This is a genomic window from Kribbella sp. NPDC002412 (assembly GCF_053592935.1).
Genome location: NZ_JBSFBL010000003.1, coordinates 110353 through 136688, shown reverse-complemented (window position 1 = coordinate 136688; position 26336 = coordinate 110353). Strand labels below are relative to the sequence as shown.

The window sequence follows — 26336 nt, the reverse complement described above, 5'->3', positions numbered from 1 at the left end:
TGGCACCTCGAGCCGGACGTCGGGATCGGTGAGAGCTTCTACAGCGTCGCGGCGGACTTCCGGGTGCGGCTGACGCAGACCGGCAATCTCGTCGTACCGTCGACCGGCGTGACGTCGGACGGTGTCGCGATCGCCAAGCAGGTCAGGGATTTCGCGTGGGCGGCCGGCCCGTTCGTCAGCTCGGACGCGACGTCGCCTGGTGGGGTGAAGGTCCGCACCTGGGCGACGCCGGCCGTCCCGTCGGCCGCCGTAGTCGACGCGCGGACGAAGGCGATGGCCGCGCTCGACGACTTCGGGCGCCGCTTCGGGGCTTACCCGTACGGCGAGCTCGATCTGGTGCTGCACGACGGGTGGAGCACCTTCAGCGGGGATGGAGTACCCGGGTTTCGTGCTGCTGAGTGTGGCGGGAAGTCCGGTCGTGCACGAGGTGGCGCACCAGTGGTGGTACGGGATCATCGGCAACAACGAGTACGCCGATCCCTGGCTGGACGAAGCGTTCGCGACGTACGCCACCGACCTGCACGAAGGCAACCACCGGGTCGGCTGCTGGCCGCGTTCGTTGCCAACCGCAATCACCAACCCGATGTCCTACTGGCAGTCACGGCCAACGTCGTACGGCCCCTACGTCTACACCTACGGCGCCTGCCTACTCCACGACCTGGAACGCCACCTCGGCCCCACCCCCATGGCCCAACTCCTGACCACCTACGCCAAGTCCCACTGGTACGGCGTAACCACCCCCGCCAGCTTCAAGACCGCAGCCCAGTCCGTCACCCCCACCGACCTAACCCCCTTCTGGACGGCATACGGCATTGCCTGAAGGTTCAGCCGACGGTGGTCGGAGTGCCGTGGGTGAGGATGTTCAGGCGGGCGGTCAGACCCGCTTGGGTGAAGGTGGTGGAGAGGTGGTCGGGGCCTTCGGAGAAGTGGGACCAGCCTTCGGTGTGGACGGGGATGATGGTCGCCGTGCCCAGGACGTGGGCGGCTTCTACGGCGGCTTCTGAGGTGAGGGTCAGCGGAGCGCCGTCCATCAGTGGGGTGCGGGCGGCGCCGGCGAACAGGATGGCCACGTCGACGGGGAAGCGGTCGGCGATTTGCTTGACGAGGGCGACGGAGGCGTTGTCGCCGGAGACGTAGACGGTGGGGAGGTCGTCAGCCGTGAGGACGAAGCCGGTGACCACGCCAAGGACGGCTTCGGCGCCTTCCGGGCCGTGCAAAGCCGGTACGGCGGTCACGGTGATCACGCCGCCGTCCGGGCGGGCCAGCTCCACCGACTCCCAAGTCTCCAAACCGCGTACGCCGGGAATCCGTGTCGCGGCTCCCGGCGTCGACAGGACGGTCGGCACCGACGGCAGCAGGTCGCGGCCCGCGTCGTCGAGGTTGTCCTTGTGCTCGTCGTGCGACAGCAGCACGACGTCCACCGGCCCGAGGTCCGCGACCGGCACCGCCGGCCCGATCAGTTTGGTCATCACCCGGCCGGTCGGCAGCACGTACTCCTGCGGCTCGTCGAAGGCGGGATCGGTCAGAAAGGTGAGTCCACCGAGGCTGAACAGCGCGGTCGGGCCGCCGATGTGCGTGATCTTCATACCTCGATCCTCGCGGCCGCCGCACCCATTCACCATTGGCCCGTGAGCCACAGTTCCTGAAGATCGGGCCATACTGGTTCCATGCGTACTGTCGCCGTCTTCGCGTACGACGGGATCAGCCCGTTCCACCTGTCCGTGCCGTGCCTGGTCCTCGGCGACCGCCTCGGCGAACCCTGTGAGTACGACGTCCGCGTCTGCGCCGAGGAACCCGGTCCGCTCCGGACCAACGCCGGCTTCGGGATCTCCGTCGACCACGGCCTCGAGGTGATGGACACGGCCGACCTGGTGATCCTGCCGAGCTGGCATCCGAACCGCGAACCGTCCGCCGTGCTGATCGACGCCATCCAGCGCGCGCACGCCCGCGGTGCAACCGTCGTCGGGCTGTGCATCGGCGCGTTCCTGGTCGCGGCGAGTGGAATCGCGGACGGCCGGGAGGTGGTCACGCACTGGAAGTGGGCCGACCAGTTGCAGGCCAAGCACCCGAATGTCGCCGTCCGCGCGGACGTCCTCTGGTCCGACCTCGGCGACCTGATCACCTCGGCCGGGACCGCCGCCTCGATCGACTGCTGCCTGCACCTCGTCCGCACGCACTACGGTGTCGAGCTCGCCGAGCGGCTGGCGCGGAGCATCGTGGTCGCACCACATCGCAGCGGCTCACAGGCGCAGTACATCCCGGTCCCGGTCCCGCCCGATCCCAGCGACGACGTGATCGAGAAGGCGATGCTGTGGGCGCGGGCCCGGCTCGACCAGCCCGTGACCCTGGACGAGTGGGCGGCCGCGGTCGCGCTGTCCCGCCGTACCTTCACCCGGCAGTTCCGCGCCCGCACCGGCAGCTCCGGACAGGCCTGGCTGCTGCGCCAGCGCCTCGACCGGGCCCGGTTGTTGCTCGAGACCACCGATCACCCGGTCGAGCGGATCGCCACCGACAGCGGCTTCGGCAGCAGCGCCGCGTTGCGCCACCACTTCCACGCCCTGCTCGGTACGACGCCACAGCGGCACCGTCAGGAGTTCGGCGGACTCACAGCAGGAGCAGAAGGGTATAGAGCGCCGGCGCCGCGAACGTGACCAGCAGGATCCACGCGATCATCCGGTGACCGGGTTTGCCGCGGTCGAGGGAGGACGCGAAGTACAGGACGGCGCCTTCCTCGGTGTGCCGGCTCAGGCCCATCCGCTTCGCCTCTTCCGGGCGCGGGTCGGGGCGCTCGTCGGCGAGGGCGTCCGGCGGAATCCCGAAGTGGGCGGGCCGGGGCGGGTCCAGGTCGTCGCGTTCCCCGTACATCCGGCCTCCCGCAGGGTTGGTGGACCAAGGGTCGTTCCCTCCCATGGTCCCACCAACACCCTACGAAAGTGCGCTCCGCCTTACGTGAAGTCCGCGACCCAGGCGACCCGGGTCTTCGTGCTGCAGAGGAACAGCAGGCAATCCCTGTACTTGGCGTCCTCCATCCCGACGCCCAGCGTGGTCAGGCCGCAGTTGAGGATGGTGCTCCTGCTCTGGGCCATCATCTGGTCGTACGCGTCCTGAGCCGTCCACTTCTCGCCACCGGCGGTAGATGACGACGAACTGAACGAGTTGGTGTTGCCGGACTTGGCGCGCTGGTCGGCGTCGGCGCCTGCGCCGTTGCTGAGGTCGCTGTCGCGCTTCAGCGGCGCACAACCCTTGTCCCGCCGGGCGTTGTCGATCATCTGGAACAGCTGCAGCTCGTCGGCCGACATGTTGCCGTCGTCAACCGGGGGAGGCGGGGCGGTCGTGGTCTCCGTGGGCTTCGGCTGGGTTGACGTGGTGGTGCGGTCGCCGGTGGGGGTCGGGCGGCTGGTGGGGGCCGTGGTCATCCGGCCGTCGGTGGGGGTCGACGTCGGGCGGTCGGTGGGCGCGGTCGTCGGGGTGCGCGTCGGGGTGGCCGAAGGCGTCGCCGAGGGGGTGGCGCTTGGGGTGGCCGGTGGGGTGCTCGGCTTCGGCGTCGGCGGGTTGACCACGGGCTTGGTGGTCGGGGTGACGTAGGTGTCGTCGGTGCGGGTGACGATCGGGACCGACGCGTCGGCCTCGTCGTTCTGCGGCTGGTGCAGCAGGATCCAGGAGATCGGCGTGATCACCAGGACGACGGATGCGACGGCGATCAGGGGCCGCTTGGCCTTGCCACCTCCGCCGCCGGCGGCCCGGGCGGCTGCGCGCGAACCGACGCGTCCGCCGCCCCCACCTGAGGAGGCAGCCGCCGCTGTCGTCGTCGGGCCGGCCGTGGCCGCGGTGGTGATCGCTGTGCCGGCGACCCGCGAGCCTGCGGTGGCGGTGGGTGCCGAGTCAGTGTCGGCCTCGGTCGTCGAGGCAAAACGCCTGCCAGTCTGCGCGCTCGCCTCGGTGCTCGAGCCTGCGGGGGACTGCGTCACCCACGAAGGCGAACCGCCTGCTGCTGCGCGCGAGTACGAACGGGAGGAGGCGGCGTCGGCCGCGACGGGCGCCGTACTGGCTGCTGCTGCCCGGGAGTAGGACCGGGAGGAGGCGGTGTCGCCGAGGCCTGACTCGCTCGCGCGGGAGTAGAACTGCGACGCGGCGGGATCGGGCTCGCTCGCGCGGGAGTACGAGCGGGAGGACGCAGTCTCACCCAGACCCGAGTCGCTCGCGCGCGTGTAGGAGCGGGACGACGCAGTCTCGCCCAGGCCGGACTCGCTCGACCGGGAGTACGAGCGGGACGAGGCGGTTTCGCCGAGGCCCGCCGTACGGGAGTAGGAGCTTTGGCCCGGGGTGACGCTGGAGGGCGAGGTGGGGCGAGCGATCGGCTGGGTGCCGGCGCCGGGGGAGGACTGCGTGTTCGCCCAGAAGGGAGACTCGTTGGCCGCGCCGGCGGACTGGGCGGTCGCCCAGAACGGCGACTCGTCGCTCGTCCGCGGAGCGTACCGGGGCGGCTCCGGTGGTGGCGGCGGAGTGGTCTCCGCCGGGGTGGGCCGGTTCGCAGCGCTGGACCGGGATCCGCGGGTTGCCGCCCGGGTCGCCTTCCTGCGTGGTTTGTACCGGCCGTTACCGGACTCGGACATTATTTCGTTGTTCCCTTCACTGTCTCGCCCGGGGGCCGTGGTCGGCCGTCCCTCGCCTGCTGCGCGGCATTCGGCACGGCACCTCGCCGCACTGGAGCGGAGGCCACGATGCTCCGCATCGAGACCTCCCCTCCAGCACGCCGATGCACCGCACCGAGCACCTGCTCGCGACGGCGAGGGACGACCGACCACGACCCAAGACGTGCCTCACCATTCGTCTCACCGGAGCCCCCCAGGACGGACCGGCGACATGACAAGGACGGATCTACCCGCAGTGACCGGCGATGAAGCGGCCGGACGTTGTGGCCCTGAGACAACGTCTCAGCCACACTCAGTGTTTTCAGCACAATGACAGCCCGCCCTCAGCTGCGTCCGAAGTCTTGGACCCAACTGCCGGGACCCCAGTCGGACCGGACCTGGCCGGGGTCGTAGCCGATGCCGATCGAGGTGAACCGGCAGTTCAGGATGTTCTTGCGATGTCCATCGCTCTGCATCCAGGCCGCGACGACCTTCTGCGCGGAGTCGTAGCCGGCGGCGATGTTCTCGCCCCAGCCGGAACCGCGGTAGCCCGCGGCCGCCATCCGGTCGCCCGGGTCCCGGCCGTCGGGGTTGGTGTGGTCCATGTAGTGCCGGCGAACCATGTCGGATGCGTGCCGTCCGGCCGCCTCGACCAGCGCGCTGTCCAGGCGGAGCGGGCCGCAGCCCTGCTGCTCGCGGATCGCGTTGGTGTACTTGAGGACCTCGCGCTCCTGCGCGTTCGTGCCGCCACCGCCGGCCGGCGGCTCGGTCGTCTCGCTCGGCCGGGGCTCGCTGCTCCGCGTCTTCGTCGGAGTGCTGCTCGACGGCCGCGGCTTCGGCTTGGTGCTGGTCTGCGCGGTGCGCGGTCCCGTCGGGCTCACGGTCACGGTCGTCGCGCTGCCGGTCGGCGCGGTGCTGACGGTGATCGTCGGCGTCCCGGACGGGGTGCCGGTGGTACCGGGCGAGACCGGTGTGTTCGAGGTCGACGTCGAAGCCGCGGACCCTACGGCCGGCGTGCCCGTCGTTCTGTTCGGAACCGTCTTGGTGGCCTTGCCGTCCGGCGCGGACGAGTTGATGCCGTCGACAACCGAACGGCCGGCGTCGTCCCGGGTCTCCTCGGAGACGTTCAGCACCTTGGTCGCGCCGTCGACGGTCGAACTGTCGCGGGACATCAGGTAGACGACCGGGCCGATGGCGAGGAGAACGGACAACGCGCTGACGGTAGGGCCGACCAGGCCGCGGCTCCGCCGGGGAGCTCTTCTACTGCCGCGGTGTCGCCGGGGGGTAGGCGAATCCGTCATGGGTGGGCGAATCCTCTTCGTTTTCGTCGTACCGAGTGCTCGTCGTTCCCCGCGTTCAGTTGTTGCCAGGTCCCCCCTGGTTCACCGAACAGCGACCTTAACCGACCGGAGAGGTCACCGTTACAGGTCCGCGACGCCTCTTAACGATTATCGAAGGTTCACCCGGCAAGCGTTAACCACCGAAGTCCTGCACCCAGCTACCGCTGCCCCACTCGGGCTTCACCTGGCCGCTGTCGTAGCCGATGCCGATCACGGTGTAGCTGCAGTTCAGGATGTTCTTGCGGTGGCCGGCGCTGTTCATCCAGCCCTCGACCACGGCCGCCGGGCTCTTGTACCCGACCGCGATGTTCTCGGCCATCGCGCCGCCGCTGTACCCGGCGGCCTTCATCCGGTCGAACGGGCTGCGGCCGTCCAGGCTGTCGTGCGAGAAGTAGTGCTGGTCCACCATGTCGGCCGCGTGTGCCTCGGCGGCCCGCGTCAGCGCGCTGTTCATCTTCAGCGGACCGCAGCCGGCCTTCGACCGCTCGCTGTTGGTCAGGCTGAGCACCTGCGCTTCCGCCGTACCCGATCCGCCGGACGGCGCGCTGGTCGTGGTCTTGGTGGCCGTCGGCTTGCTGGTGGTCCGGGTCGGCGTCGGCGACGGCTTCGGGGTCCGGGTGCCCTCCCGGCTCGGGGCCGACGTCGTACGGCGCGGGGTCGGGGTCGGACTGGTCGCCTTCGGGCGCGTCGGCGTACGAGTAGGTGTGAGAGTCGGAGTCGTACGGCGAGACGGCGTGACCGACGGGGTCGCCGAAGGGGTTTCGGACAGCACGTCGGTCGTCGTGGTCAGCGGCCGGTCCTGGCTGGTCAGGACGTTCGCGGTCCGGTCCAGCACGAACCACCCGATGCCGGCGATCAGCACCAGCGCCGAGAGTGAGGCCAGTAGCGGCCCGATCACTCCATGGCGTCGCTGCGGGCGTCTGTGGTTCGTCATGGTCTGCAGCCTTGCCCAGGTCAGGCGTGGCTGACGCCCCGGGCAGGCCGCACTTCACGAACCTTTGACAAAGTCATGCGTTTGAACGTGACGGGGGTCACCGGGAGCGCGCGATCACGATGTCCGCGACCACTTTCCAGCCGAGGCTGCGGTACAGCCGCAGACCGTCGATCGAGGCGATCAGGATGCCGCGCTTGGCGCCCTGAGCCGCCGCCGTCTCGACCAGCGAGGCCATCACCGCGCTGCCCAGCCCGCGCCGCCGGTGCGCCGGATCGGTCTCGATCCGGTCCGCGACCGCGTCCTCACCGACCACGGCCATCCGCCCGCTCGACACCACGCCGCCGTGCAGCGTGGCCCGGGTGATGATCAGGTCGGACTCGAGCTCGGTGTGCAGGGCGTAGCGCTCGTGCAGCTTCAGCGCCGGCTGCTCCGACAGCTGGATCGTCATCAGCCAGTCCTGATCCTGCTGCACCTCCAGGCCGAGGTCCTCGAGCTGCTCGATCCGGGCTTCCTTGTCGTCCGTGGCCAGGGTGACCCAGCCGGCGCCCCGGCCACCGCCGGCGGCCAGTGCCAGCTCGGCGGCACGTTCGACCCGTTCAGGCTTGTCATCGGCATCCAGTACGACGTACTCCATCGCGCGGTTCTCCTCACCCGCACGGACGGTCAGGATGCCGTCGTTGTCGTCCTCCACGGTGGTCCAGCCCCTCGAAACCGACCACCCGGCCTGCCAGCGGCGGACGAGCTCCTCACGATCTCTCACCAGTCGATTCAAGCAGCCGGATGCCGAGACGGCGAGGGGAAGTGGTGTCGGATGACACCAACTGGCCGTACATCACCGATTCCGGGCGGTCACCAATACCGCCGGGAGCCGCCGCCCGGCAACCTCTAGGCCGCCGCGGATCTCAGCTCCGCTCGGACGCGAGCAGGTCGAAGCCGTGCAGGTCGGAGTGGCTGCCGTCCCGCCGCGGACTCGCCGACCGCTCGAGGGCAACGTGGGTGAAGCCGTTGACCTCGGCAACGTGGGCCGACGCGGTGTTGCCGTCGGCAGCGAACAGCACCAGCCGGCGCCGCCCGAAACCACCCTCCTCGACCGGCTTGAACGCCTGCTCGACCACCAGGCGGACCGCGGCCGACATCACCCCACGGCCCCGGGCCTCCGGGTGCGCCCAGTAGCCGATCTCGGCCATCGTCTTGTCGATCCGGTTGTTCATGTCGAACAGGCTCACGCAGCCGAGCACCTCGTCGGTGCCGGCGTCCGCGATCGCCCAGACCACACCGTCACCACTGGCCAGCACGTCCTGACGCCCCTCGATGAACCCTTCGGCATCGGTCACCTGGTACGGCGACGGCAGCCCGGGCAACCAGTACTGCGTCCGCTCGTTGTTGCACGCCTCGGCGACCCGCTTCGCGTCGGTCGGCCGGAACGCCCGCAGCCGGAACCCGTCACCCTCGATCTCCGGCACCTTCCACCAGTTGCCCACCGGCTCGAGGTCGTCGTCGCGCCCGACCGTGGCGACCCACTCGTCGTGCCGAACCCCGCGCGCCTTCCCACCACCTGGTACGACGACCAGGCCGCGGAACCCCACCTTCCACGCGACCCGGCGGGACGCCCAGTTGCCGACGAACGCCCGCCAGATCACCCGGTCCCACTCCAGGACGTCGAACGCGTGCCGCACTGCCAGCCGCAGCGCCCGCGTCATCACCCCGGCGCCCCGGGCCGACGGCGCCACCGCGAACCCGACCTCGCCGACCCCGCCGTCCCCGTCGCGCAGGTCGATGGTGCCGGCGTAGCGGCCGTCGTACTCGATCGCCCAGGCCCACATGCCGCCGCCGCGCCACCCGTTCGGGATCTGCTCGGTGAGGAAGTTCACCGCGTGCTCGCGCAGGTACGGCACCGGAATCGTGGTCCAGCGCTGCATCTCCGGATCCTGGCACATCTCGTACACCGGGTCGATGTCCGCCGGGGTGTGCGCACGCAGGGTCACCGCGTCATCGGACAGCACCGGCACGTCGTCGGGGAATCGCATGCTTCAGCGTGCCAAGGTGCGCCCGCCGCGGCAACGCGATTTCCCTGACAGACACCGATTTCCACACTAGGCTGTGCCTCGTGAACGCAGCCGGAGCAGAGGCACCGCGGGGCCGGGGAGGGCAGCTCGCCGCTCAGCGGCAGGCCACGATTGTTGCCGAGGTCAACAGTCGGGGCGCGGTCACGGTCGCCGAGCTGGTCGAGCGGTTCGGGGTGTCGGACATGACGATCCGCCGCGACCTGGACGCGCTCGACTCCAGCGGCCTGCTGCACAAGGTGCACGGTGGGGCCACGTCGGTCGGGCTGCGCAGCGCGCACGAGCCCGGGTTCGACGCCAAGCTGACCCAGGAGTCCGCCGCCAAGCAGGCGATCGCCGCCGAGGCGGCCAGCCGGGTCCAGCCGGACAGCGCGATCGGGATCGGCGCCGGCACGACGACGTACGCACTGGCCCGGCAACTGCTCCGGGTGGAGAACCTGACAGTCGTGACGAACTCGGCCCGGATCGCCGACGTCTTCCACGGCAACAGCCGGTCCGACCGCACGGTCGTCCTGATCGGCGGCATCCGGACGCCGTCCGACGCGCTGGTGGGCCCGATCGCCACCGCCGCGCTGGGCTCGCTGCACCTCGATCTGCTGTTCCTCGGCGCGCACGGCGTCGACGCCGAGCACGGGCTGTCCACGCCGAACCTGATGGAGGCCGAGACGAACCGGTCCTTCATCGCCGCGAGCCGCGAGGTGGTCGTCGTCGCCGACCACACCAAGTGGGGCACGGTCGGCCTGAGCACGTTCGCCACCTGGGCGGACCTGGATGTCATCGTCACCGACGCAGGTCTCTCGACTCCCGCCCGCAAGGCCATGCGCGACACCGGGTGTGAGCTAGTCATTGCTTCATGAGACGGCGGCAGGAGCCGCTCGGTAGGCCGTACTGGGTGCTCTGGACCGCGGGGGCGATCTCGTTCCTCGGCGACGGCATCACCTTCGGCGCGCTGCCGCTGCTCGCGGCCTCGATGAGCCGCGATCCCCGGATCGTCTCGCTCACCGAAGCGGTCACAGGAATCGGCTGGCTGCTGCTCGGCCTGGTGTCCGGCGTGATGGTCGACCGCTGGCGCCGTACCACGACGATGTGGATTGTGGACGCGATCCGGGCGGTCATCGCCGGCGCGTTCGCGGCCGCCGTCCTGGTCGGCCAGGAGAGCATCCCGCTGCTGCTGATCACCGGGTTCCTGCTCGGCATGCTCGCGCCGTTCTTCGACAACGCGTCCTCGGTGGTGATCCCGGACATCGTCGCGGGGACCGCGCTGGAGCGGGCGAACGGCTACAACCAGGCAGCCCTGGTCCTGCTGGCGAACCTGGTCGGCCCGCCGATCGGCGCCGTGCTGTTCGTCCTGCACCACGGCCTGCCGATCCTTGTCGACGCGATCTCCTTCGCGGCCGCCGCCATACTGGTCTTCCTGGTACGGCGTGCCGCACCGGCGCGCGCGGTGTCCCCGGACCGTCATCTCGGCCGGGAGCTCAAGGAAGGACTGCTCTATCTGTGGCGGCACAAGCTGCTGCGGTCGCTCTGCCTGCTGCTCCTGGTCTCGAACGCGGTCGGGGCGGGCATCGTCGCGATCCTCGTCCTCTATGTGCTGGAGGCCTTGCACCTGCCGGAGGCGTGGTTCGGCTGGCTGGTCGCGACGTACGCGGTCGGCGGCGTCGTCGGCGCGGCCCTCGCGCCGCGGCTGGCCCGTCGGCTGTCGACGTTCAAGAACCTGATCATCTCGATGCTCGTGCTCGGCCTGGCCGTCATCATGTTCGGGATCTTCACCGAACTCGCGCTGATCATCTGCGGCGCCGTACTGATGGGCTTCGGCAGCACCTGGTGGAACGTCATCTCGATCACGCTGCGGCAGCGGATCGTGCCGGCCGCACTGCTCGGCCGGGTGACCGCGGTCTACCGGATGGTCGCGTTCTGCGCCGCCCCGGCGGGCGCGGTCGGCGCGGGGTTCCTTGCCCACCGCACCGACCTGCGCACGCCGTACCTGGTGATGGGCATCATCCAGGTAGTCGCGACCCTGGCCTTCGCGCCGCTGATCAAACGGGAACTGTCAGTCGACCCGGGACGCGCCGGCTGACGGGTCCGCGGCCAGTGAGCTGGGCGCGTTGAAACCGTGGTCGGCGAAGGCCTTCTCGATCGCGGACAGCACGGCGTCCGCCGCGCCGGCCTCGACCAGCGCGATGATGCAGCCGCCGAAACCACCACCCGTCATCCGGGCTCCGACCGCGCCGGCCTCGAGCGCGGTGTCGACCGCGACGTCCAGCTCCGGCACGGTGATCTCGAAGTCGTCCCGCATCGACACGTGCGACGCGGTGAACAGCGGCCCGACTTCACGCAGCCGGCCGGCCCGCATCAGCGCGACGGCTTCCTCGACCCGGCGGATCTCGGTCACCACGTGCCGGACCCGGCGCCGTACGACGTCGTCGTCGAGCCGGCCGAGTGCGTCGTCGAGGGCGTCGTACTCGATCGAGCGCAGCGCGGGGACGCCGAGCAGAGCGGCCGCTTCCTCGCAGCTCTTCCGGCGGGCGGCGTACTCGCCGTCGACGTGCCGGTGCGGAGCCTTCACGTCGACGACCAGCAGCGCGAGACCGTCGGCGGCCGGATCGAACGGGATCTGGTCGGTGGCCATCGCGCGGATGTCGAAGTACAGGGCGTGGCCCTCGGTGCAGCACATCGAGGCCATCTGGTCCATCAGGCCGACCGGCGCGCCGACGTACCGATTCTCGGCCTTCTGTGCGAGCCGGGCGACCTCGGCGGGGTCGACGTCGAGGTCACGCAGCCCGAGCAGGGCGACCGAGGTCGCGCAGAGCAGGGCAGCGGACGACGACAGGCCGGCGCCGGACGGGAGGTCGGAGTCGATCAGCAGGTTGGCGCCGCCGATCGCATAGCCGGACTCGCGCAGGATCCAGGCCGCTCCGGCCGGGTACGCCGCCCAGCCGTCGACCGAGCCGGGGGACAGCTCGTCGACGGCGAACTCGATCACGCCCTGGTGGCCGCTGGAGGCGACCGCGATCCGGCCGTCGGCGCGCTGCGACGCGGTCACCAGGATGCGGTTCGGCAGCGCGATCGGCAGCACCAGGCCGTCGTTGTAGTCGGTGTGCTCGCCGATCAGGTTGACCCGGCCGGGCGCCCGCCAGCTGCCCTCCGGGGCGACCCCGAACACCGCTTCGAAATCGGACGCCGTCTCGACGGAGCTCACGAACCCACCTTCCGCAGGGTCTCGGCCACGTCCTCGGGCCGGGTGTCGCTGATGAACGCGCCCATCCCGGACTCCGAGCCGGCCAGGTACTTGATCTTGTCCGCGGCCCGGCGGATCGACAACACCTCGAGGTGCAGGTAGCCGAGCTCGCGGTCGATCCGGACCGGGGCCTGGTGCCAGGCGGCGATGTAGGGCAGCGGGTCGCCGTACAGGCCGTCGAGGCGGCTGAGGACCTCCAGGTAGAGCTCGGCGAAGTCGTCGCGCTCGCCGACCGAGAGCTCGCTGATGTCGGCGACCTGGCGGTGCGGGTACAGGTGCACCTCGACCGGCCAGCGGGCCGCCTCCGGCACGAACGCGGTCCAGTTCGGGTTCGCCGCGACGACCCGGGCGCCGTCCTTCTTCTCCGCGGCCAGGACGTCGGCGAACAGGTTGCTGCCGGCAACCTGCTGGTGCTCGCGGGCGCGGGCCAGCAGGGTCCGGATCCGCGGCGGCAGGAACGGGTAGGCGTAGATCTGGCCGTGCGGGTGGCTCAGCGTGACGCCGATCTCGCGGCCGCGGTTCTCGAACGGGAAGACGTACTCGACGTCGTCGCGGGCGCTCAGCTCGGCGGTCCGGTCGGCCCAGGTGTCGACGACCAGCCGGGCCTGGCCCTGGGACAGGTCGGTGAACGACTGGTTGTGGTCGCTGGTGAAGCAGACCACCTCGGTCCGGCCGGGGCCGGCGAAGGACGGGAACCGGTTCTCGAACACCGCGACGTTGTAGTCGTGGTCCGGGATCTCGGTCGGGTTGTTCGGCTTGCTCGCGCACAGCGGGCACTGGTCGGCCGGCGGCAGGTAGGTGCGGGTGTTGCGGTGGGTCGCGTAGGAGATGACGTCACCGGTGAGCGGGTCGGTGCGCAGGTCGATCTGCGGCTGCGGGGCCGGCAGCCCACGGGTGTCCGCGAGCGGTACCCGGGCCGGCGCGTCGGCCGGGTCGTAGTAGATCAGCTCGCGGCCGTCGGACAGCTTGGTGTCCGTACGGCGTGCGCCGCGCGGTGTGTTCATCGTGTGACCCTCCCGGCCGTCGGACACCGACGGCCAGGAATCATCGTAAACCAACAAACTCGAACATGCACGGTGATAGTCGCCACCGCTAGGCTTACTGAATGGACGACTACGCCCAACGCACGCCCTCTCGACATCCGAGAGGGCGCTAGGAACTCCCACCCATGAACGAAACCCTGCTCAATATCGTCCTGATTCTGGTCTTCGTGCTGATCGGTGGGGTCTTCGCCGCGGCCGAGATGGCGCTGGTCTCGCTGCGCGACAGCCAGCTGAAGTCGATCTCTCAGCGTGGCCGGCGCGGCGAGACGGTCGCCAAGGTGGCCGCCAACCCGAACCGGTTCCTGTCCGCCGTGCAGATCGGCGTGACCCTGATGGGCTTCCTGTCCGCCGCCTTCGGTGGCGCGACGCTCGCCGACGGCCTGTCCCCGCACCTGCAGGACCTCGGTCTGCCCGAGTCGGTCGCCGACACGGCCGCGCTGGTGCTGATCACCATCCTGATCTCGTACGTGTCGATCGTGATCGGCGAGCTCGCGGCCAAGCGGCTGGCGCTGCAGCGGGCCGAGATGTTCGCGCTCGGCCTGGCCCCGCTGGTGGACCGGATCGCCTCGATCGCCCGCCCGGTGATCTGGCTGCTGTCGAAGTCGACCGACCTGGTGGTCCGCGCGCTCGGTGGCGACCCGAACGCGAACCGTGAGGTGATGAGCGACGAGGAGCTGCGCGACCTGGTCTCCGCGCACGAGTCGCTCGGCGAGGAGGAGCGCCGGATCGTCGACGACGTCTTCGAGGCCGGCAGCCGCCAGCTGCGCGAGCTGATGCTGCCGCGGACCGAGGTGGACTTCATCGACGCCGAGATGCCGGCGTACAAGGCGGTCAAGTTCGCCGCCGAGCGGCCGCACTCGCGCTACCCGGTGATGAACGGCTCGGCCGACGACATCGTCGGGTTCGTGCACGTCCGCGACCTGTTCGACCCGGCGGTCGCGTCCCGCTCGGTCCGGGTCGGCGACCTGGCCCGCGACGTGCTGCAGCTCCCGGACACCGCGAAGCTGCTGCCGACGCTGACCGAGATGCGCCGCCGGTCGACGCACCTGGCCATCGTGCTCGACGAGTACGGCGGCACCGCGGGCATCGTCACGCTGGAGGACCTGGTCGAGGAGCTGATCGGCGACATCAAGGACGAGTACGACGAGGAGTCGGTCGAGACCACCCGGTTGCGCAGCGGCGACATCGAGGTCGACGGCCTGCTCAACCTCGACGACTTCGCCGACGAGACCGGGGTCGAGCTGCCCGACGGCCCCTACGAGACCGTCGGCGGCTTCCTCGCCGCCCGGCTCGGCCGCGTCCCCACCACCGGTGACGAGACCCCGATCGACGGCCACGTGCTCACCGTCACGATCATGGACGGCCGCCGCGTCGCCCGGGTCCGCATCCACCGGGTCAAACCGACGGACGAGCTACCGGACGCGCAGCCGGTTCCGGAAGAGGCGTAGCCGAGAGCATCCGGCGGCGGGCGAGGACGACCGCGCCGCCGACGACGTACCCGAGACCCTGGAAGACCAGGACCGGGATGATGCCGACCAGTTCGCCGAGGACGCCCGCGGAGGCGATGCCGATCAGCACCGCGACGCCCTCGGCGGCGGCGATCGCGCCGAAGATCCGGCCGCGGGACGCGTCCGCGGTCCGGCGCTGGAGCACGGTCATCATCCCGGCGATGGTGAACGCCCCCGGCAAGCCGACGAGGATCATGCACGCGAAGGCGGGGACCAGGCTGTCCCAGAGCAGCGGGTAGCAGAACAGCGCCAGGTCGATCAGGCCAAACAGGAACGCCCCGGTTCCCCACATCGTTGCCGCGGGCAACCGCGAGCCGACCGCGGCGGCGACCAGGCCGCCGGCGATCCCGCCGATCGCCTGGGACGAGACGATCAGGCCGTACGCCGTACCGTCGCCGCCGAGCTCGGAGCTGACGAACGGCGCGAACAGCGTGCTCATCACGCCCTCGCCGACGCCGGTCACCACGCAGAACACGAACAGCAGCCGCATCGCGGGTCCGGTGACGCAGAGCCGGATGCCCTCGGTCCACTCCGCCTTCAGCCGCCGGATCGCACCATCGGCCGGCTGTGCGAGCACGCGAACGAAGCGATGCCGGACCCGCACGATCAGGCCCATCGCCAAGAGGAAGGTGGCAGCGTCCACCAGCGCCAGCAACGGCAGTCCGCCGAGACCGGCCAGCACGCCACCGATGCCGGCGCCGACCAGCCGCGCGATGTCGCTGGTCTGGCTGTTCAATGCGTTGGCCGTCACCAGTTGCCGCGGCTCGACCAGGACCGGGATCAGCGACTGCTCGGCCGGGCGGAAGAACTGCTGCAAACAGCTCTGCGCCAGGACAACGGCGTACACGATCCAGATCGCGCTCTCGTCGCGGACGGCGAGCAGCGGCAGCAGGAGGAGTGCGTGCAGCAGGTTGGTGACGATCATCGTCCGGCGTCGGTCCCAGCGGTCGACGAAGACGCCGGCCAGCGATCCGAGCACGACCATCGGCACGAACGACGAGAGCAGCAGGCCGCCGGAGGCCAGCGTCGACCCGGTCAGCGCATAGACCTGGAACGCGAGGCCGGTCTTGAGGATCCAGTCGCCGGTCAGCGACACCAGGCCCGCGGACAGCACCAACCGGTAGTCGCGCTGCCGCGCGAGCACGCCCCACAGCTCTTTCACGGCTACCCCTCAGGCTCTTCCGATGGCGCGACGGTCACGATCCGGGTGATGTCGACCAGGCGGCTGCCGGGTGGGCGGGTCGACTTGTCGTCGATCGGGCGCTGGCTGACGTACTCCTGCAGCAGCCCGCTGATCTTGGCCTCCAGCTCGGCGAGCTCGTCGGCCGTGAGATAGATGCCGGTGTGGCCGATGCCGGAGTTGTGCACCCAGATCTCCGGCTCGGCGGTCCGGCGCTGCTGCCAGTCGGCCAGGCTGTCGAGCGCTCGCTCGGCGAGCAGTTGCTCGAGTACGTCGGCCGCGGCGACACCCTCGGCGGTGAGCTTCGAGCTCCGCCACGACTGGGACGTCGACACCAGCCGCCACGGGCGTTCGCGGTTGTCCTTGCCGGGGGCGGGCTCGACGAAGTCGTACTTCGCCAGCTGCCGGAGGTGGTGCGAGGCCAGCGCCTGGCTGATCCCGAGCCGCCGGGCCGCGTCGGCCGCGGTCATCGGACCCTCCTTGCCCAGCAGGGCCTGCAGGTCCAGCCGGACCGGGTGCGCCATCGCCCGGATGGCCAGCGGGTCGTCCAGCAGCCGGGACCGGCGCGGATCCTTTTCCAAAGACATGCTTGGAATATGACGCGGACGTCAGGCCGATGTCAAGCCTTTGCTTGGAATCAGCTGAGTCAGCGAGCGGTCGCGAGGAGTGAGCGCCAGAGCCGGCCGAATTGTGGCCGGTGCTTGACCTGACCGTCGACTGCCGGATCTGCCAGCGCCACGCCGTCGACGATCTCGGCAGTGCCCGGCCGCTCCGCCGGGTCCTTCGCCAGCATCCGGAGCAGCAACTCCTCGACCGGCCCGGCGAGCTCCGGGCACTCCGCGCTCGGTGGAGCCGGCTCCGTGCCGACGTGCTCGCGCAGGACAGCAGTCGGATCGTCGCCGGTGAACGGCGGATGCCCGGTCACCAGGTGGTAGAGCACGCAGCCGAGCGAGTAGATGTCAGACGCGGCGGTGGCGGGCTTGCCCTGGGCCCGTTCCGGCGCGAGGTACAGGCTGGTCCCGAGCACCTGGCCGGGAGTTGTGGTCCCCGGGTCGGTGACGAACCGGGCGATGCCGAAGTCGGCGACCTTCACCGTGCCGTCGGCGTCGATCAGCAGGTTGGCCGGCTTGATGTCGCGATGGACGACGTCGCGCCGGTGCGCCGCGGCCAGCCCGGCCGCCGCCTGCTGGACGACGTCAACGGCCCGCTCGGGTTCGAGCGGGCCGTGCATCGCGAGCTCGTGGGCCACGCTGCGGCCTTCGACGAGCTCCATCACGAGGTAGTAGCAGCCGTCCTGCTCCCCGAAGTCGTAGGCCGCGACCACGTGCGGGTCCTTCACGATCGCCGCCGTCCGCGCCTCCCGCCGGAACCGGGCCGCCGCGAACGGATCGCCGTACCCCGGCAGCAACAACTTCACCGCCACCGGCCGCCCCAAAAGCTCGTCGCACCCCCGAAACACCTCGCCCATCCCGCCATGGCCGAGCATTTCGGTCAATCGGTACCGACCCGCCAGCAGCACCTCACTCCAGTACCCACCGCACTTCCTGCCGAATCAACAGTTGCCTAAGGCATCGGTCAGCCGGTCTGCTCGCGGATCCACTCCAGACCGGTTTCGGCGTACGTGAGGACGGAGATGTGGCTGTCGCCCGGGTACGTGCGCAGGGCGGCCGACGGGATGTGCTCGGCGAGCCAGTGGCCGTGGGAGCAGGGGATGATCCGGTCGTCCTCGCCGTGCAGGAGGAGCGTCGGCGCGGTGATCGAGGCCGGGTCGCAGTCCCACGGGATGACATAAGAACAGTCGTCGTCGATCAGGCCGTCGGGGCCGTGGGGCATCGACTTGTCGCCGGCGACCGAGCCGAGCCAGCCCCACGGGCCGTCGAACGTGGCCAGGTCGCGAGCGGTGAACTCGGGGTCGTACTCGACGCCGGACGTCTCGTGCCGCACCTTCTTCTCCCGGCCGGCGGCCGCTGCCCGGAGTGATGCGACGCCGGACGGGATCATGCCGTCGTACCAGTCGAGGCCTTCGGCGTCGTACGGCGCGATCGCGGCGAAGGTGGCCACGGCCTCGACCCGGGATCCGAGGAGCGCGGCGGCGCCGAGGGCGTAGGTGCCGCCGCCCGAGTAGCCCATCAGGGCGAAGCGGCCGATCCCGAGCGCGTCGGCGACCGTGGTCAGATCGGCCGCGACCGAGGCCACTGTCCGCCCCGGCGCGGCCGTCGAACCGCCGTACCCGGGCCGGTCGAACGAGACCCACCGGATGCCGAGCCAGTCGCCCGCCTCGAACAGCGGCTTGGGTGGGGCGCCCAGGTTCGGGGTGCCGTGCTGCCAGAACACCGGCAGCCGGCCGTCGTCGCCGGGCGCGGTGTCGTACACGTGCAGGATGCGGCCGTCCGCCAGCCGGAGGTCCGTCTCGTTCATGGCGCTCACCTTAGGTCCGGGATTCGTTGGCGAGCGGTACGTCGGATCGGTGCCGCCGGACTCGACATTTCGGGCAGCAGACCTCGCGTGAAGAGTGAAATGTCGAGTTGTGCCGGCCGGCCCCGACCTCTGCTGCGAAGATCCAGCCAGACTCCGAAAGGAACAGTCATGAAGTACCTGCTGCTCATTCACAGCAACCCGATCACCTGGGGCCACCCGTCCTTCCTGCACACCGAACAGGGCCGGGCGCTGCCGAAGAAGGCGCGCGACGCACTCGCCAAGCAATTGGAGGACCTGGTCACCGGGCTGCAGGAGTCGGGTGAGCTCGTCACCGCCGTACCCCTCGAACCGCCGTCGCGGACCCGGGTCGTCCGGGTCCGTGAGGGTGTCCGCGCCACTACCGACGGTCCCTACTCCGAGGCGAAGGAACAGTTGGCCGGCGTCTTCCTGGTCGACGTCGCGACCCCCGAGCGCGCCGAGGAGATCGCCGCCACCATCCCGGAGGCCGAATACGGCGCCGGCGTAGAACTCCGCCCCGTCACCACCTTCAACTAACCCCACCCGCCCCCACCCCCTACACCGCCCCAGCCCCGCCCCGGCTCCGGCCCTACCCCGGCTCCGGCCCTACCCCGGCTCCGGCCCGGCTCCCGCCCGCCCGGCACCCCGCCCCGCGGCATTTGAGGGGTTAACCACCGGTGTTGTGGGTTCTCCACTGAGATGCGAGTGGAGAACCCACATCGGGAGGGGATAACCCATCGCGTTCGGCTCGAGCTCCCGGCGCTAGCTCATCCGCTGGATCCGGCCGAGTGCCCGGCTCGCGCCGCCCGCTCGGTCCCGCCGGCCCCCGCGCTGTCTCATCCCGCTGGGCCCCGCGACGAACTCATCCGGCTGGGCCCCGCGACGAACTCATCCCGCTGGGCCCCGCGACGAACTCATCCTGCTGGGCCCCGCGACGAACTCATCCCGCTGGGCCCCGCGACGTACTCATCCGGCTGGGCCCCGCGACGAGGGGTTCACCACCGGTGTTGTGGGTTCTCCACTGAGATGCGGGTGGAGGACCCACAACGGGAGGGGTTAACCCGTCGAATGGGGGTGGCTAACTGACCAGGCGGGTGTGGTTCTCGCGGGTCGCGAGGGCGGGGTCGAGGGTGCCTAGCGCGAGCCAGGTGGCGCCGCCGACCCCGTCCCGGGCGGTCAGCACCTCGCCGGAGAAGTGCTGGTGAATTGTTTCGCGGACCAGCCGGCCGACCGGTGACGATTCCCCTGCAACACTGCCGGCGAGGACCATCGGGCCCTTGTCCGACGTTGTCCTGAGCCGGCCGACCGTTTCTGTGAGCAGTTCGGCTGCGCGTTTCACCAAGGCGTGCGCGGTCTCGTCGTTCTGCTCGAAGGCCCACACCACGGTCCGGGCCAGTTCGGCCAGCATCACCGGTGGACGGCTGTTCACCGCGCGAATCAGGTCGTCACGCAGTACGTCGTACCCCTCACGCTGGGCGATTGCCTGCTCGTCGCGGTCCGGCAGCACGGCCTTGGCGATCGCCTGGCCGAGCACACCGATCGGTTCACCCAGATCCAGTTTGCGCAACACACTGCGCACAGCCTCCTTGCCGAGCCAGAAGCCGGAGCCGTCGTCGCCGAGCAGCCAGCCGTGCCCGTCCGCGGTCCGGATCAGCTGGTGGTCGCGGACCAGGCCGGCCGCGCTGCCGGTGCCCGCGATCAGCACGACGCCGTCCGGCTCCGGCGTGCCGGAGGCGAAAGCGACCTCCAGATCGCCGATGAACTCCGGTTTCGCGGTCAGCCCGGCGCCGTCCCAGGCGGCGTCGAACTGCGCCCGGACGTCCGGCCGCGCGAGCGCCGAGCCGCCCGCCGCGCCGATCACCGCGGCCTTGACGGCGGCCGGATCCAGCCCGGCCAGCGCGGCGTGAAGCGCCTGGCCGAAGTTGGCTGCGGCACTTACGGGGTGGCTGGTCGGATTTCCGCCCGCGGCCGCCCCTCGACCGACTACGTTGCCCTCATGGTCCGCGATCACGATCCGGGTGGAGGTGCCGCCGAGGTCGCCGCCCAGGACCAGTGCCGATGCTGGCATCAAGACCACCGAGTCCGCAGGTTCCGGCAGTTGGCGTTCGACCGACATACGCAATGCTCCAAACTGCTCGAAAGAGTGCACTAGTGGACAACAACAACCAAGGTCACGCAACGGTCCCGATCTGGGGAGAAGAGTGAGATGAGCCTTGACTTTAGCTGCCAGTTGAGAAAAGTTCTGTCCAGCAAACCGCAAACTTGCGCACTTGTCGGCACCAGGTGTGTCGCGGCGAACACATTAGTCGAGGGGTGGGGCCGCTGATGGCCAGCAGTAACCAGGGCGGATCGGGAGAGACCGGCGGGGTGAGCGCGCAGGCTTATGTTCACGCGCTGACGCCGATCATGACCGCCGTCACCGAGCAGATCGACGGCCCGATCCAGGACGCCGCCGAGTTGTTCACCACGGCGCTGCGGGCGAACGGCGTCATCCAGGCGTTCGGCTCCGGCCACTCCGAGGCGCTGGCGATGGAGATCGCCGGCCGGGCCGGCGGGCTGATCGCCACCAACCGGATCGCCCTGCGCGACCTGGTCCTGCTCGGCGGCGAACCGCTCGAGCTGCTCAAGGGCGGCGAGCTGGAACGCGACCCGTCGATCGCGCGCCGGCTCTACGACCTGGCGGAGCCGCACCCGGCCGACCTGTTCGTGATCGCCTCCAACTCCGGGGTGAACGGCTCGATCGTCGAGTTCGCCACCGTGGTGAAGGAGAAGGGCCACCCCCTGATCGCGATCACCTCACTGCAGCACACCGGCGGGATGGACTCGCGCCACCCGTCCGGCAAGAAACTGATCGACTTCGCGGACGTGGTGCTGGACAACCATGCGCCGTACGGCGACTCCGTGCTCGACCTGCCCAACGGCGCCAAGGTCTGCGCGGTCTCGTCCATCACTGCCGCACTGATCGCGCAGATGCTGGTAGCCGAGGTCCTGCGCCGGCTGACCGAGGCAGGTGAGACCGCTCCGGTCTACCTGTCCGCGAACATCCCGGGCGGCGACGACCACAACCACGCCCTTGAAGCACAGTACGCCGGCCGGATCCGGCGGACTGCATGAAACACTCTCGGAAGGCGGGACCCATGACCACTCCTGACAACCTGTCGCGCCGGCTGTTCCTGCAGCGCGCGGCGGTCGGCACGCTGCTGGCCACCGGCGGCAGCACGCTGCTCTCGGCGTGTGCCAGCGGCGGCAGCGAAGACAGCAACACCGGCGGTGGCGGCGCCGAGGAAACGGCGCAGAACCCGTTCGGCGTCAAGTCCGCGGACCCGCTCGACGTGGTGATCTTCAAGGGTGGGTACGGCGACGACTACGCCAAGGCCCACGAGGAGATGTACAAGAAGAAGTACCCCGAGACCACGATCAAGCACGCCGGTATCACCGACATCACGCCGCAGCTGCAGCCGCGGTTCAACGGTGGCAACCCGCCGGACGTGATCGACAACTCGGGCGCCTCGGCACTGCCGTCGTCGACGCTGGCCAGCAGCGGTCAGCTGACCGACCTGACCAAGCTGTTCGACGCCGCCTCGATCGACGACGCCAACAAGAAGGTGCGCGACACGATCGAGCCGATCACCCTGGAGGCGGCCCAGCTGAGCGGCAAGCCGCTGCTGCTCAACTACGTGCTGACCGTCTACGCGATCTGGTACAACAAGCCGCTGTTCGCCAAGAACGGCTGGGAGCCGGCCAAGACCTGGCAGGAGTTCCTCGACCTGTGCGAGGAGATCAAGAAGGCCGGTATCGCGCCGATGGCCCACCAGGGCAAGCACCCGTACTACATCGGCCAGGTGATGATGGACATGGCCGTCAAGCACGGTGGCCACGACGTCATCAAGGCGATCGACCAACTCGAGCCGAACGCGTGGAAGCACGAGTCGGTGAAGGCCGCCGCCGAGGCGATCCTGGAGATCAAGGGCAAGGGCTACTTCATGCAGGGCACCGAGGGCCTGGACCACATCCAGTCCCAGACGGCCTGGAACCAGGGCAAGGCGGCGTTCATCCCGTCCGGCTCCTGGCTGGAGAACGAGCAGAAGCCGGTCGCGCCGAAGGACTTCGAGACCACCGCGGCCTACACCCCGCTGCTCGACGGCTCGAAGCTGCCGGTCGACTGCACCGAGATCGCCGCCGGCGAGCCCTTCATCGTGCCGTCGAAGGCGAAGAACCAGGCCGGCGGCCTGGAGTACCTGCGGATCATGCTGTCGAAGGAGGCGGCCGGCAAGTTCACCGAGCTGACCGGTTCCCCGACCGTGGTCAAGGGCGCCGGTGAGGGCCTGAAGCTGAGCCCGGGCGCCTCGTCGGCCGGCGCGCTGCTGAAGTCCGGTGGCGACAACAACTGGACGACGTACTTCGCCGCCTGGTACTCGACGATGGACAAGCCGATCCGGAACGTGTGGGGAGAGCTTGCCGCCGCCCGCATCACGGCCGACGAGTTCTGCAACCGGGCCCAGAAGATCGCGGACGACACCGCCAAGGACCCGAAGACGGTCAAGCAGACCCGTAGCTGACGCAAGAGATCGGCTGTGGGTGGGCGCAAGCAGACCCGTAGCCGACGACAGAGACTGGCTGTGGGTGGGCGCAAGCAGACCCGTAGCTGAGTATTTGGGTGCATGCTGGGCTGTGGGGGAGGCTGACCCGCAGCCCAGCTGATCCTGCCCCTGCGCTGTAAGGAGAGAGATGCGGCACGGCAGTTACCGGTTCGTCGCGAGTTTCCTCGCGATTCCACTGGCGTTGTATGCGATCTTCGTGATCTCGCCGTTCGTCCAGGCGTTCTACTACTCCCTGACCGACTGGACCGGGATCTCGCCGGAGTTCAAGTTCGTGGGCCTGGACAACTTCCGGACCCTCGCCAGCGACTCGGTGTTCCGCCAGGCGCTCGGGCACAACCTGATCCTGCTGGTCGGCCTGCCGCTGATCACGATCTTCCTCGCCCTCACGTTCGCCTACCTGCTCAACGTCGGTGGGCGGGCGAACACCGCGGGCGTCCAGGGGGTCAAGGGCAACGGCTTCTACAAGCTGGCGTTCTTCCTCCCGCAGGTCCTCGCGGTCCCGGTCATCGCCGTCATCTGGTCGACGGTGATGACCTCGACCGACACCGGTCTGGCCAACTCCGTCACCAAGGCGCTCGGTCTGGGGACCTCGGAGTTCCTGGCCGACCCCGACATCGCGCTGTACTGCGTGATGTGGGTGCTGATCTGGGGCAGCGTCGGGTTCTACCTGGTGCTGTTCAACGCGGCGATGTCCGGGATCCCGAAGGACATCTTCGAGGCCGCCATCATCGACGGCGCGGGCCGGATGTCGACCTTCTTCCGGATCACCCTGCCGCTGCTGTGGGACACCATCCAGACCTCGTGGGTGTACCTGGCCATCATCGCGCTCGACGCGTACGCGCTGGTCGCGGTCATGACAGCGGGACCGGGTGGACCCGACAACTCCACTCAGGTGATGGGTCTGCAGATCGCGGACAACGGATTCCAGTACGGCCGCGCCGGCTACGCATCGGCGATGGGTGTGGTGCTGTTCTTCCTGACCCTGATCATCGCCGCCGTCTTGCTCCGGGCCACCCGCCGCGAGCGGATCGAATACTGAGGGGCCGACGGACATGACCGTACCTGTACAGATCGACGTCGAGGACACCCGGCCGAAGACCGAGTCGGTGGCCCATCCGGCCGGTGGCAAGGAGCGTTCCTTCAGCCCGGTCAACGTGTTCTCCCACACGGTGCTGATCGCCTGGAGCATCCTGGTCGTGGTGCCGTTCGTGTGGGCGGTGATCGCCTCGCTGAAGAGCACCGGCGAGATCTTCGGCGACAACCCGTGGGCGCTGCCCAAGGACCTGCTGTGGTCCAACTACACCAAGGCCTGGGACAAGGGCATCGGCCAGTACCTGTTCAACAGCCTGGTCGTGGTGACCGGCGGTGTCTTCGGCACCATGCTGTTCGGCTCGATGGTGGCCTACGTGCTGGCCCGCTACGAGTTCCCCGGCAACCGGTTCGTCTACTACCTGTTCGCGGCCGGGATGATGTTCCCGGTCTTCCTGGCGATCGTGCCGCTGTTCTTCGTCGTCAAGGGCTTCGGGATGGTGTCGACGTACCAGGGCCTGATCCTGGTGTACATCGCCTACTCGCTGCCGTTCACCGTGTTCTTCATGCACGCGTTCTTCCGAACGTTGCCGACCTCGATCGCCGAGGCCGCCCTGGTCGACGGGGCCTCCCACACGACCACGTTCTTCCGGGTGATGCTCCCGATGGCCAAGCCGGGCCTGATCAGCGTCGGCATCTTCAACGTGCTGGGCCAGTTCAACCAGTTCGTGCTGCCGTCGTTCCTGTCGCCGGAGAAACCCGTGCTGTCGCAGGGCATCGCGACCCTGCTGGGCAGCCAGCGCTACGAGAACGACTGGGGCACGCTGTTCGCCGCCCTGACCATCGCCATGGTCCCGGTCATCGCGGTCTACCTGGTCTTCTACCGCCAGGTCCAGGCCGGCCTGACCGGTGCCACCCTGAAGTAGCTACCCTGCCGGGGTGCTGAAACGTCGGACTGTTCTGCAGGGCGCGCTGGCCGGCGCCCTGCTGACCGGCTGTTCCTCGGGCACGGAGCCGCCGCCCGCTGTGGATCCGGCGAATCCGTTCGGCGTGGCCGCGGACGCGCCGCTGGACGTGCTGGCCGGGGAGGAGTACGGCGGCTTCGGGGCGGCGGCGTACCGGAAGAAGTATCCGGCGGTGACCGTGACTCCGACCGTGTCGGACAAGCTGCGGGACCTGGTGCTGCCGCGGGTCGCGGCCGGCAACCCTCCGGATGTCGTGCTGAACACCGGCGACGGGCGGCTCGCGCTCCCGCGGCTGGTGGCGCAGGACCAGTTGGCGGATCTGCAGTCGCTGCTGGAGGCGCCGGCCTGGGACAACGCCGACGCCAAGGTGCAGGACGCCGTACTGCCTGGAGTGCTCGAGGCCGGGCGGTACGACGGGACGCAGCGGACGGTGAACTACGTCGCGACCGTGTACGGGCTGTGGTACTCGGCCAGCCTGTTCCAGCGGTTCGGCTGGGACGTGCCGCGGACCTGGCCGGAACTACTTGCCCTCGGCACCGAAATGAAGGCGGCCGGGCTGGGCCCGTTCGTCTACGCCGGCGCGCACCCGTACTACGTGCTGGAGCTGGTCCTCACGCTGGCCGCGAAGACCGGCGGCCACGACGTGCTGAAGCGGATCGACAACCTCGAGGACGGCGCCTGGAAGGACGAGAGCGTCACCCGGGCGATCACGGCGGTCGGCGAGCTCGCCAAGCGCGGCCTGATCGCGCCGGGCAGCCTCGAGTTCGACCACATCGCCTCGCAGAAACGCTTCCTGGCCTCCAAGGCCGGCCTGCTGCCGTGCGGCAACTGGCTCGAGAACGAGATGAAACCGCTGATCCCCTCGGGGTTCGTGCTCACCATGCTCGGCGTGCCGCCGCTCGACGGCTCCCCGGCGCTGGTCCGCGGCGTGCACGTGGCGGCCACCGCGCCGTACCTGGTTCCGGAGAAGGCCAAGAACAAGGCGGGTGGACTCGAGTACCTGCGGGCGATGCTGTCCAGGGACGTCGCCGCCCAGGTCACCACCGAGTCGAACCAGCTCACCGTCGTCCGCGGCGCGGCCGACGGTCTGGAGATCGGTACGGCGCTCCGCTCCGCCCGTGACCTGCTGACGGCAGCCGGTGACCAGCTCATCACCTGGTACTTCGCCGACTGGTACCCCGAGTTCGCCACCGCCGCCGCTCAGGCCACCGGCCAGTTCCTCGCCGGCGGCCTCGCGCTCCCCGAGTGGACCGCCCGCATCCAGTCCGCGGCCGACAAACTCAAGCAGGACAAGGCGGTCACGAAGTACCACCGGGACTGACTGCTGGGTTAGGTTAGGAAACCCTAACTCAAGTGAAATCCCTGTGA

26 protein-coding genes are annotated in these 26336 nt (G+C 69.6%); 11 read left to right on the top strand and 15 right to left on the bottom strand.

Annotation, left to right across the window (positions count from 1 at the left end):
* Window positions 1–38: 38 nt before the first annotated feature.
* Window positions 39–218 carry a hypothetical protein gene (locus ACWCOV_RS03785; protein WP_449827687.1) on the bottom strand — a complete coding sequence of 60 codons (180 nt, stop codon included), beginning with the start codon at window positions 216–218 and terminating at the stop codon, window positions 39–41.
* A 152-nt stretch (window positions 219–370) separates the two neighbouring features.
* Here ACWCOV_RS03785 and ACWCOV_RS03780 point away from each other — a divergent pair, with 152 nt between their 5' ends.
* Window positions 371–820, top strand: a complete 450-nt coding sequence (locus ACWCOV_RS03780; protein WP_449827686.1) for a M1 family aminopeptidase — start codon at window positions 371–373, stop codon at window positions 818–820.
* Between the two features lie 4 nt (window positions 821–824).
* Here the strand turns inward: ACWCOV_RS03780 and ACWCOV_RS03775 are convergent, their stop codons facing one another.
* Window positions 825–1586 carry an MBL fold metallo-hydrolase gene (locus ACWCOV_RS03775; protein ID WP_449827685.1) on the bottom strand — a complete coding sequence of 254 codons (762 nt, stop codon included), beginning with the start codon at window positions 1584–1586 and terminating at the stop codon, window positions 825–827.
* An 81-nt stretch (window positions 1587–1667) separates the two neighbouring features.
* On the opposite strand from ACWCOV_RS03775, the gene ACWCOV_RS03770 reads away from it, so the two are divergent.
* Window positions 1668–2651 carry a GlxA family transcriptional regulator gene (locus tag ACWCOV_RS03770; RefSeq protein WP_449827684.1) on the top strand — a complete coding sequence of 328 codons (984 nt, stop codon included), beginning with the start codon at window positions 1668–1670 and terminating at the stop codon, window positions 2649–2651.
* Here the strand turns inward: ACWCOV_RS03770 and ACWCOV_RS03765 are convergent.
* The 6 genes from ACWCOV_RS03765 to ACWCOV_RS03740 form a co-directional block, all read right to left on the bottom strand.
* Complete coding sequence (locus tag ACWCOV_RS03765) at window positions 2605–2865, bottom strand: hypothetical protein (RefSeq protein WP_132327403.1); 261 nt, start codon at window positions 2863–2865, stop codon at window positions 2605–2607. The two genes, ACWCOV_RS03770 and ACWCOV_RS03765, sit on opposite strands and share 47 nt — an antisense overlap.
* A gap of 80 nt (window positions 2866–2945) precedes the next feature.
* Window positions 2946–4613, bottom strand: a complete 1668-nt coding sequence (locus tag ACWCOV_RS03760) for a CAP domain-containing protein (protein ID WP_449827683.1) — start codon at window positions 4611–4613, stop codon at window positions 2946–2948.
* Between the two features lie 362 nt (window positions 4614–4975).
* On the bottom strand, window positions 4976–5842 hold the full coding sequence (locus ACWCOV_RS03755) for a CAP domain-containing protein (RefSeq protein WP_449827682.1): 867 nt from the start codon (window positions 5840–5842) through the stop codon (window positions 4976–4978).
* Window positions 5843–6104: 262 nt separating this feature from the next.
* Window positions 6105–6905 carry a CAP domain-containing protein gene (locus ACWCOV_RS03750; protein ID WP_449827681.1) on the bottom strand — a complete coding sequence of 267 codons (801 nt, stop codon included), beginning with the start codon at window positions 6903–6905 and terminating at the stop codon, window positions 6105–6107.
* Between the two features lie 97 nt (window positions 6906–7002).
* A complete protein-coding gene (locus ACWCOV_RS03745) occupies window positions 7003–7665 on the bottom strand; it encodes a GNAT family N-acetyltransferase (protein ID WP_449827680.1) in 663 nt (220 codons plus the stop codon).
* Between the two features lie 142 nt (window positions 7666–7807).
* Complete coding sequence (locus ACWCOV_RS03740) at window positions 7808–8932, bottom strand: GNAT family N-acetyltransferase (protein ID WP_449827679.1); 1125 nt, start codon at window positions 8930–8932, stop codon at window positions 7808–7810.
* A gap of 80 nt (window positions 8933–9012) precedes the next feature.
* Here ACWCOV_RS03740 and ACWCOV_RS03735 point away from each other — a divergent pair, with 80 nt between their 5' ends.
* Entirely contained in the window at window positions 9013–9825 is an 813-nt protein-coding gene (locus ACWCOV_RS03735) for a DeoR/GlpR family DNA-binding transcription regulator (RefSeq protein ID WP_449827678.1), read from the top strand.
* Window positions 9822–11045, top strand: coding sequence for an MFS transporter (locus tag ACWCOV_RS03730; RefSeq protein ID WP_449827677.1), 1224 nt, complete (start codon window positions 9822–9824; stop codon window positions 11043–11045). Before ACWCOV_RS03735 ends, ACWCOV_RS03730 begins: the two co-directional genes overlap by 4 nt.
* Here the strand turns inward: ACWCOV_RS03730 and galK are convergent.
* The gene (gene galK / locus ACWCOV_RS03725) at window positions 11019–12167 is read right to left on the bottom strand and encodes a galactokinase (protein WP_449827676.1); all 1149 of its coding nucleotides are present in this window, start codon (window positions 12165–12167) and stop codon (window positions 11019–11021) included. The two genes, ACWCOV_RS03730 and galK, sit on opposite strands and share 27 nt — an antisense overlap.
* Window positions 12164–13210 (bottom strand): galactose-1-phosphate uridylyltransferase, encoded by a 1047-nt coding sequence (gene galT, locus ACWCOV_RS03720; protein ID WP_449827675.1) that lies wholly within the window; start codon window positions 13208–13210, stop codon window positions 12164–12166. The genes galK and galT overlap by 4 nt, the downstream gene beginning before the upstream one ends.
* Window positions 13211–13374: 164 nt before the next feature.
* Here galT and ACWCOV_RS03715 point away from each other — a divergent pair, with 164 nt between their 5' ends.
* Complete coding sequence (locus ACWCOV_RS03715; RefSeq protein WP_449827674.1) at window positions 13375–14697, top strand: hemolysin family protein; 1323 nt, start codon at window positions 13375–13377, stop codon at window positions 14695–14697.
* On the opposite strand, the gene ACWCOV_RS03710 is transcribed toward ACWCOV_RS03715, so the two are convergent.
* The 4 genes from ACWCOV_RS03710 to ACWCOV_RS03695 form a co-directional block, all read right to left on the bottom strand.
* Window positions 14645–15919: an MFS transporter gene (locus ACWCOV_RS03710; protein ID WP_449827673.1), complete on the bottom strand. Its 1275-nt coding sequence runs from the start codon at window positions 15917–15919 to the stop codon at window positions 14645–14647. The two genes, ACWCOV_RS03715 and ACWCOV_RS03710, sit on opposite strands and share 53 nt — an antisense overlap.
* A gap of 2 nt (window positions 15920–15921) precedes the next feature.
* Entirely contained in the window at window positions 15922–16524 is a 603-nt protein-coding gene (locus ACWCOV_RS03705; RefSeq protein ID WP_449827672.1) for a helix-turn-helix domain-containing protein, read from the bottom strand.
* 59 nt (window positions 16525–16583) lie between these two features.
* Window positions 16584–17405: a serine/threonine-protein kinase gene (locus ACWCOV_RS03700; protein WP_449827671.1), complete on the bottom strand. Its 822-nt coding sequence runs from the start codon at window positions 17403–17405 to the stop codon at window positions 16584–16586.
* A 107-nt stretch (window positions 17406–17512) separates the two neighbouring features.
* Entirely contained in the window at window positions 17513–18355 is an 843-nt protein-coding gene (locus ACWCOV_RS03695) for an alpha/beta fold hydrolase (protein ID WP_449827670.1), read from the bottom strand.
* A gap of 168 nt (window positions 18356–18523) precedes the next feature.
* Between ACWCOV_RS03695 and ACWCOV_RS03690 the strand changes: the two genes are divergently transcribed.
* Window positions 18524–18910 carry a YciI family protein gene (locus tag ACWCOV_RS03690; RefSeq protein ID WP_449827669.1) on the top strand — a complete coding sequence of 129 codons (387 nt, stop codon included), beginning with the start codon at window positions 18524–18526 and terminating at the stop codon, window positions 18908–18910.
* A 541-nt stretch (window positions 18911–19451) separates the two neighbouring features.
* Here the strand turns inward: ACWCOV_RS03690 and ACWCOV_RS03685 are convergent.
* Window positions 19452–20441, bottom strand: coding sequence for an N-acetylglucosamine kinase (locus ACWCOV_RS03685; RefSeq protein ID WP_449827668.1), 990 nt, complete (start codon window positions 20439–20441; stop codon window positions 19452–19454).
* Window positions 20442–20698: 257 nt separating this feature from the next.
* Between ACWCOV_RS03685 and ACWCOV_RS03680 the strand changes: the two genes are divergently transcribed.
* From ACWCOV_RS03680 to ngcE (ACWCOV_RS03660), 5 genes are all read left to right on the top strand, one after another.
* On the top strand, window positions 20699–21487 hold the full coding sequence (locus tag ACWCOV_RS03680) for a sugar isomerase domain-containing protein (RefSeq protein ID WP_449827667.1): 789 nt from the start codon (window positions 20699–20701) through the stop codon (window positions 21485–21487).
* 23 nt (window positions 21488–21510) lie between these two features.
* On the top strand, window positions 21511–22932 hold the full coding sequence (ngcE, locus tag ACWCOV_RS03675) for an N-acetylglucosamine/diacetylchitobiose ABC transporter substrate-binding protein (protein WP_449827666.1): 1422 nt from the start codon (window positions 21511–21513) through the stop codon (window positions 22930–22932).
* Window positions 22933–23101: 169 nt separating this feature from the next.
* Window positions 23102–24013 (top strand): carbohydrate ABC transporter permease, encoded by a 912-nt coding sequence (locus ACWCOV_RS03670; RefSeq protein ID WP_449827665.1) that lies wholly within the window; start codon window positions 23102–23104, stop codon window positions 24011–24013.
* A 13-nt stretch (window positions 24014–24026) separates the two neighbouring features.
* A complete protein-coding gene (locus ACWCOV_RS03665; protein WP_449827664.1) occupies window positions 24027–24929 on the top strand; it encodes a carbohydrate ABC transporter permease in 903 nt (300 codons plus the stop codon).
* Between the two features lie 13 nt (window positions 24930–24942).
* Entirely contained in the window at window positions 24943–26289 is a 1347-nt protein-coding gene (gene ngcE, locus ACWCOV_RS03660; protein ID WP_449827663.1) for an N-acetylglucosamine/diacetylchitobiose ABC transporter substrate-binding protein, read from the top strand.
* Window positions 26290–26336 lie beyond the last annotated feature (47 nt).

Bases quoted from the DNA above. Each gene is read 5' to 3' on its own strand.
- ACWCOV_RS03780 (WP_449827686.1), top strand. From the start codon at position 371: ATGGAGTACCCGGGTTTCGTGCTGCTGAGTGTGGCGGGAAGTCCGGTC.
- ACWCOV_RS03775 (WP_449827685.1), bottom strand. From the start codon at position 1,586: ATGAAGATCACGCACATCGGCGGCCCGACCGCGCTGTTCAGCCTCGGT.
- ACWCOV_RS03770 (WP_449827684.1), top strand. From the start codon at position 1,668: ATGCGTACTGTCGCCGTCTTCGCGTACGACGGGATCAGCCCGTTCCAC.
- ACWCOV_RS03765 (WP_132327403.1), bottom strand. From the start codon at position 2,865: ATGTACGGGGAACGCGACGACCTGGACCCGCCCCGGCCCGCCCACTTC.
- ACWCOV_RS03760 (WP_449827683.1), bottom strand. From the start codon at position 4,613: ATGTCCGAGTCCGGTAACGGCCGGTACAAACCACGCAGGAAGGCGACC.
- ACWCOV_RS03750 (WP_449827681.1), bottom strand. From the start codon at position 6,905: ATGACGAACCACAGACGCCCGCAGCGACGCCATGGAGTGATCGGGCCG.
- ACWCOV_RS03740 (WP_449827679.1), bottom strand. From the start codon at position 8,932: ATGCGATTCCCCGACGACGTGCCGGTGCTGTCCGATGACGCGGTGACC.
- ACWCOV_RS03730 (WP_449827677.1), top strand. From the start codon at position 9,822: ATGAGACGGCGGCAGGAGCCGCTCGGTAGGCCGTACTGGGTGCTCTGG.
- galT (WP_449827675.1), bottom strand. From the start codon at position 13,210: ATGAACACACCGCGCGGCGCACGCCGTACGGACACCAAGCTGTCCGAC.
- ACWCOV_RS03715 (WP_449827674.1), top strand. From the start codon at position 13,375: ATGAACGAAACCCTGCTCAATATCGTCCTGATTCTGGTCTTCGTGCTG.
- ACWCOV_RS03705 (WP_449827672.1), bottom strand. From the start codon at position 16,524: ATGTCTTTGGAAAAGGATCCGCGCCGGTCCCGGCTGCTGGACGACCCG.
- ACWCOV_RS03700 (WP_449827671.1), bottom strand. From the start codon at position 17,405: ATGGGCGAGGTGTTTCGGGGGTGCGACGAGCTTTTGGGGCGGCCGGTG.
- ACWCOV_RS03695 (WP_449827670.1), bottom strand. From the start codon at position 18,355: ATGAACGAGACGGACCTCCGGCTGGCGGACGGCCGCATCCTGCACGTG.
- ACWCOV_RS03690 (WP_449827669.1), top strand. From the start codon at position 18,524: ATGAAGTACCTGCTGCTCATTCACAGCAACCCGATCACCTGGGGCCAC.
- ACWCOV_RS03685 (WP_449827668.1), bottom strand. From the start codon at position 20,441: ATGCCAGCATCGGCACTGGTCCTGGGCGGCGACCTCGGCGGCACCTCC.
- ACWCOV_RS03680 (WP_449827667.1), top strand. From the start codon at position 20,699: ATGGCCAGCAGTAACCAGGGCGGATCGGGAGAGACCGGCGGGGTGAGC.
- ngcE (WP_449827666.1), top strand. From the start codon at position 21,511: ATGACCACTCCTGACAACCTGTCGCGCCGGCTGTTCCTGCAGCGCGCG.
- ACWCOV_RS03670 (WP_449827665.1), top strand. From the start codon at position 23,102: ATGCGGCACGGCAGTTACCGGTTCGTCGCGAGTTTCCTCGCGATTCCA.
- ACWCOV_RS03665 (WP_449827664.1), top strand. From the start codon at position 24,027: ATGACCGTACCTGTACAGATCGACGTCGAGGACACCCGGCCGAAGACC.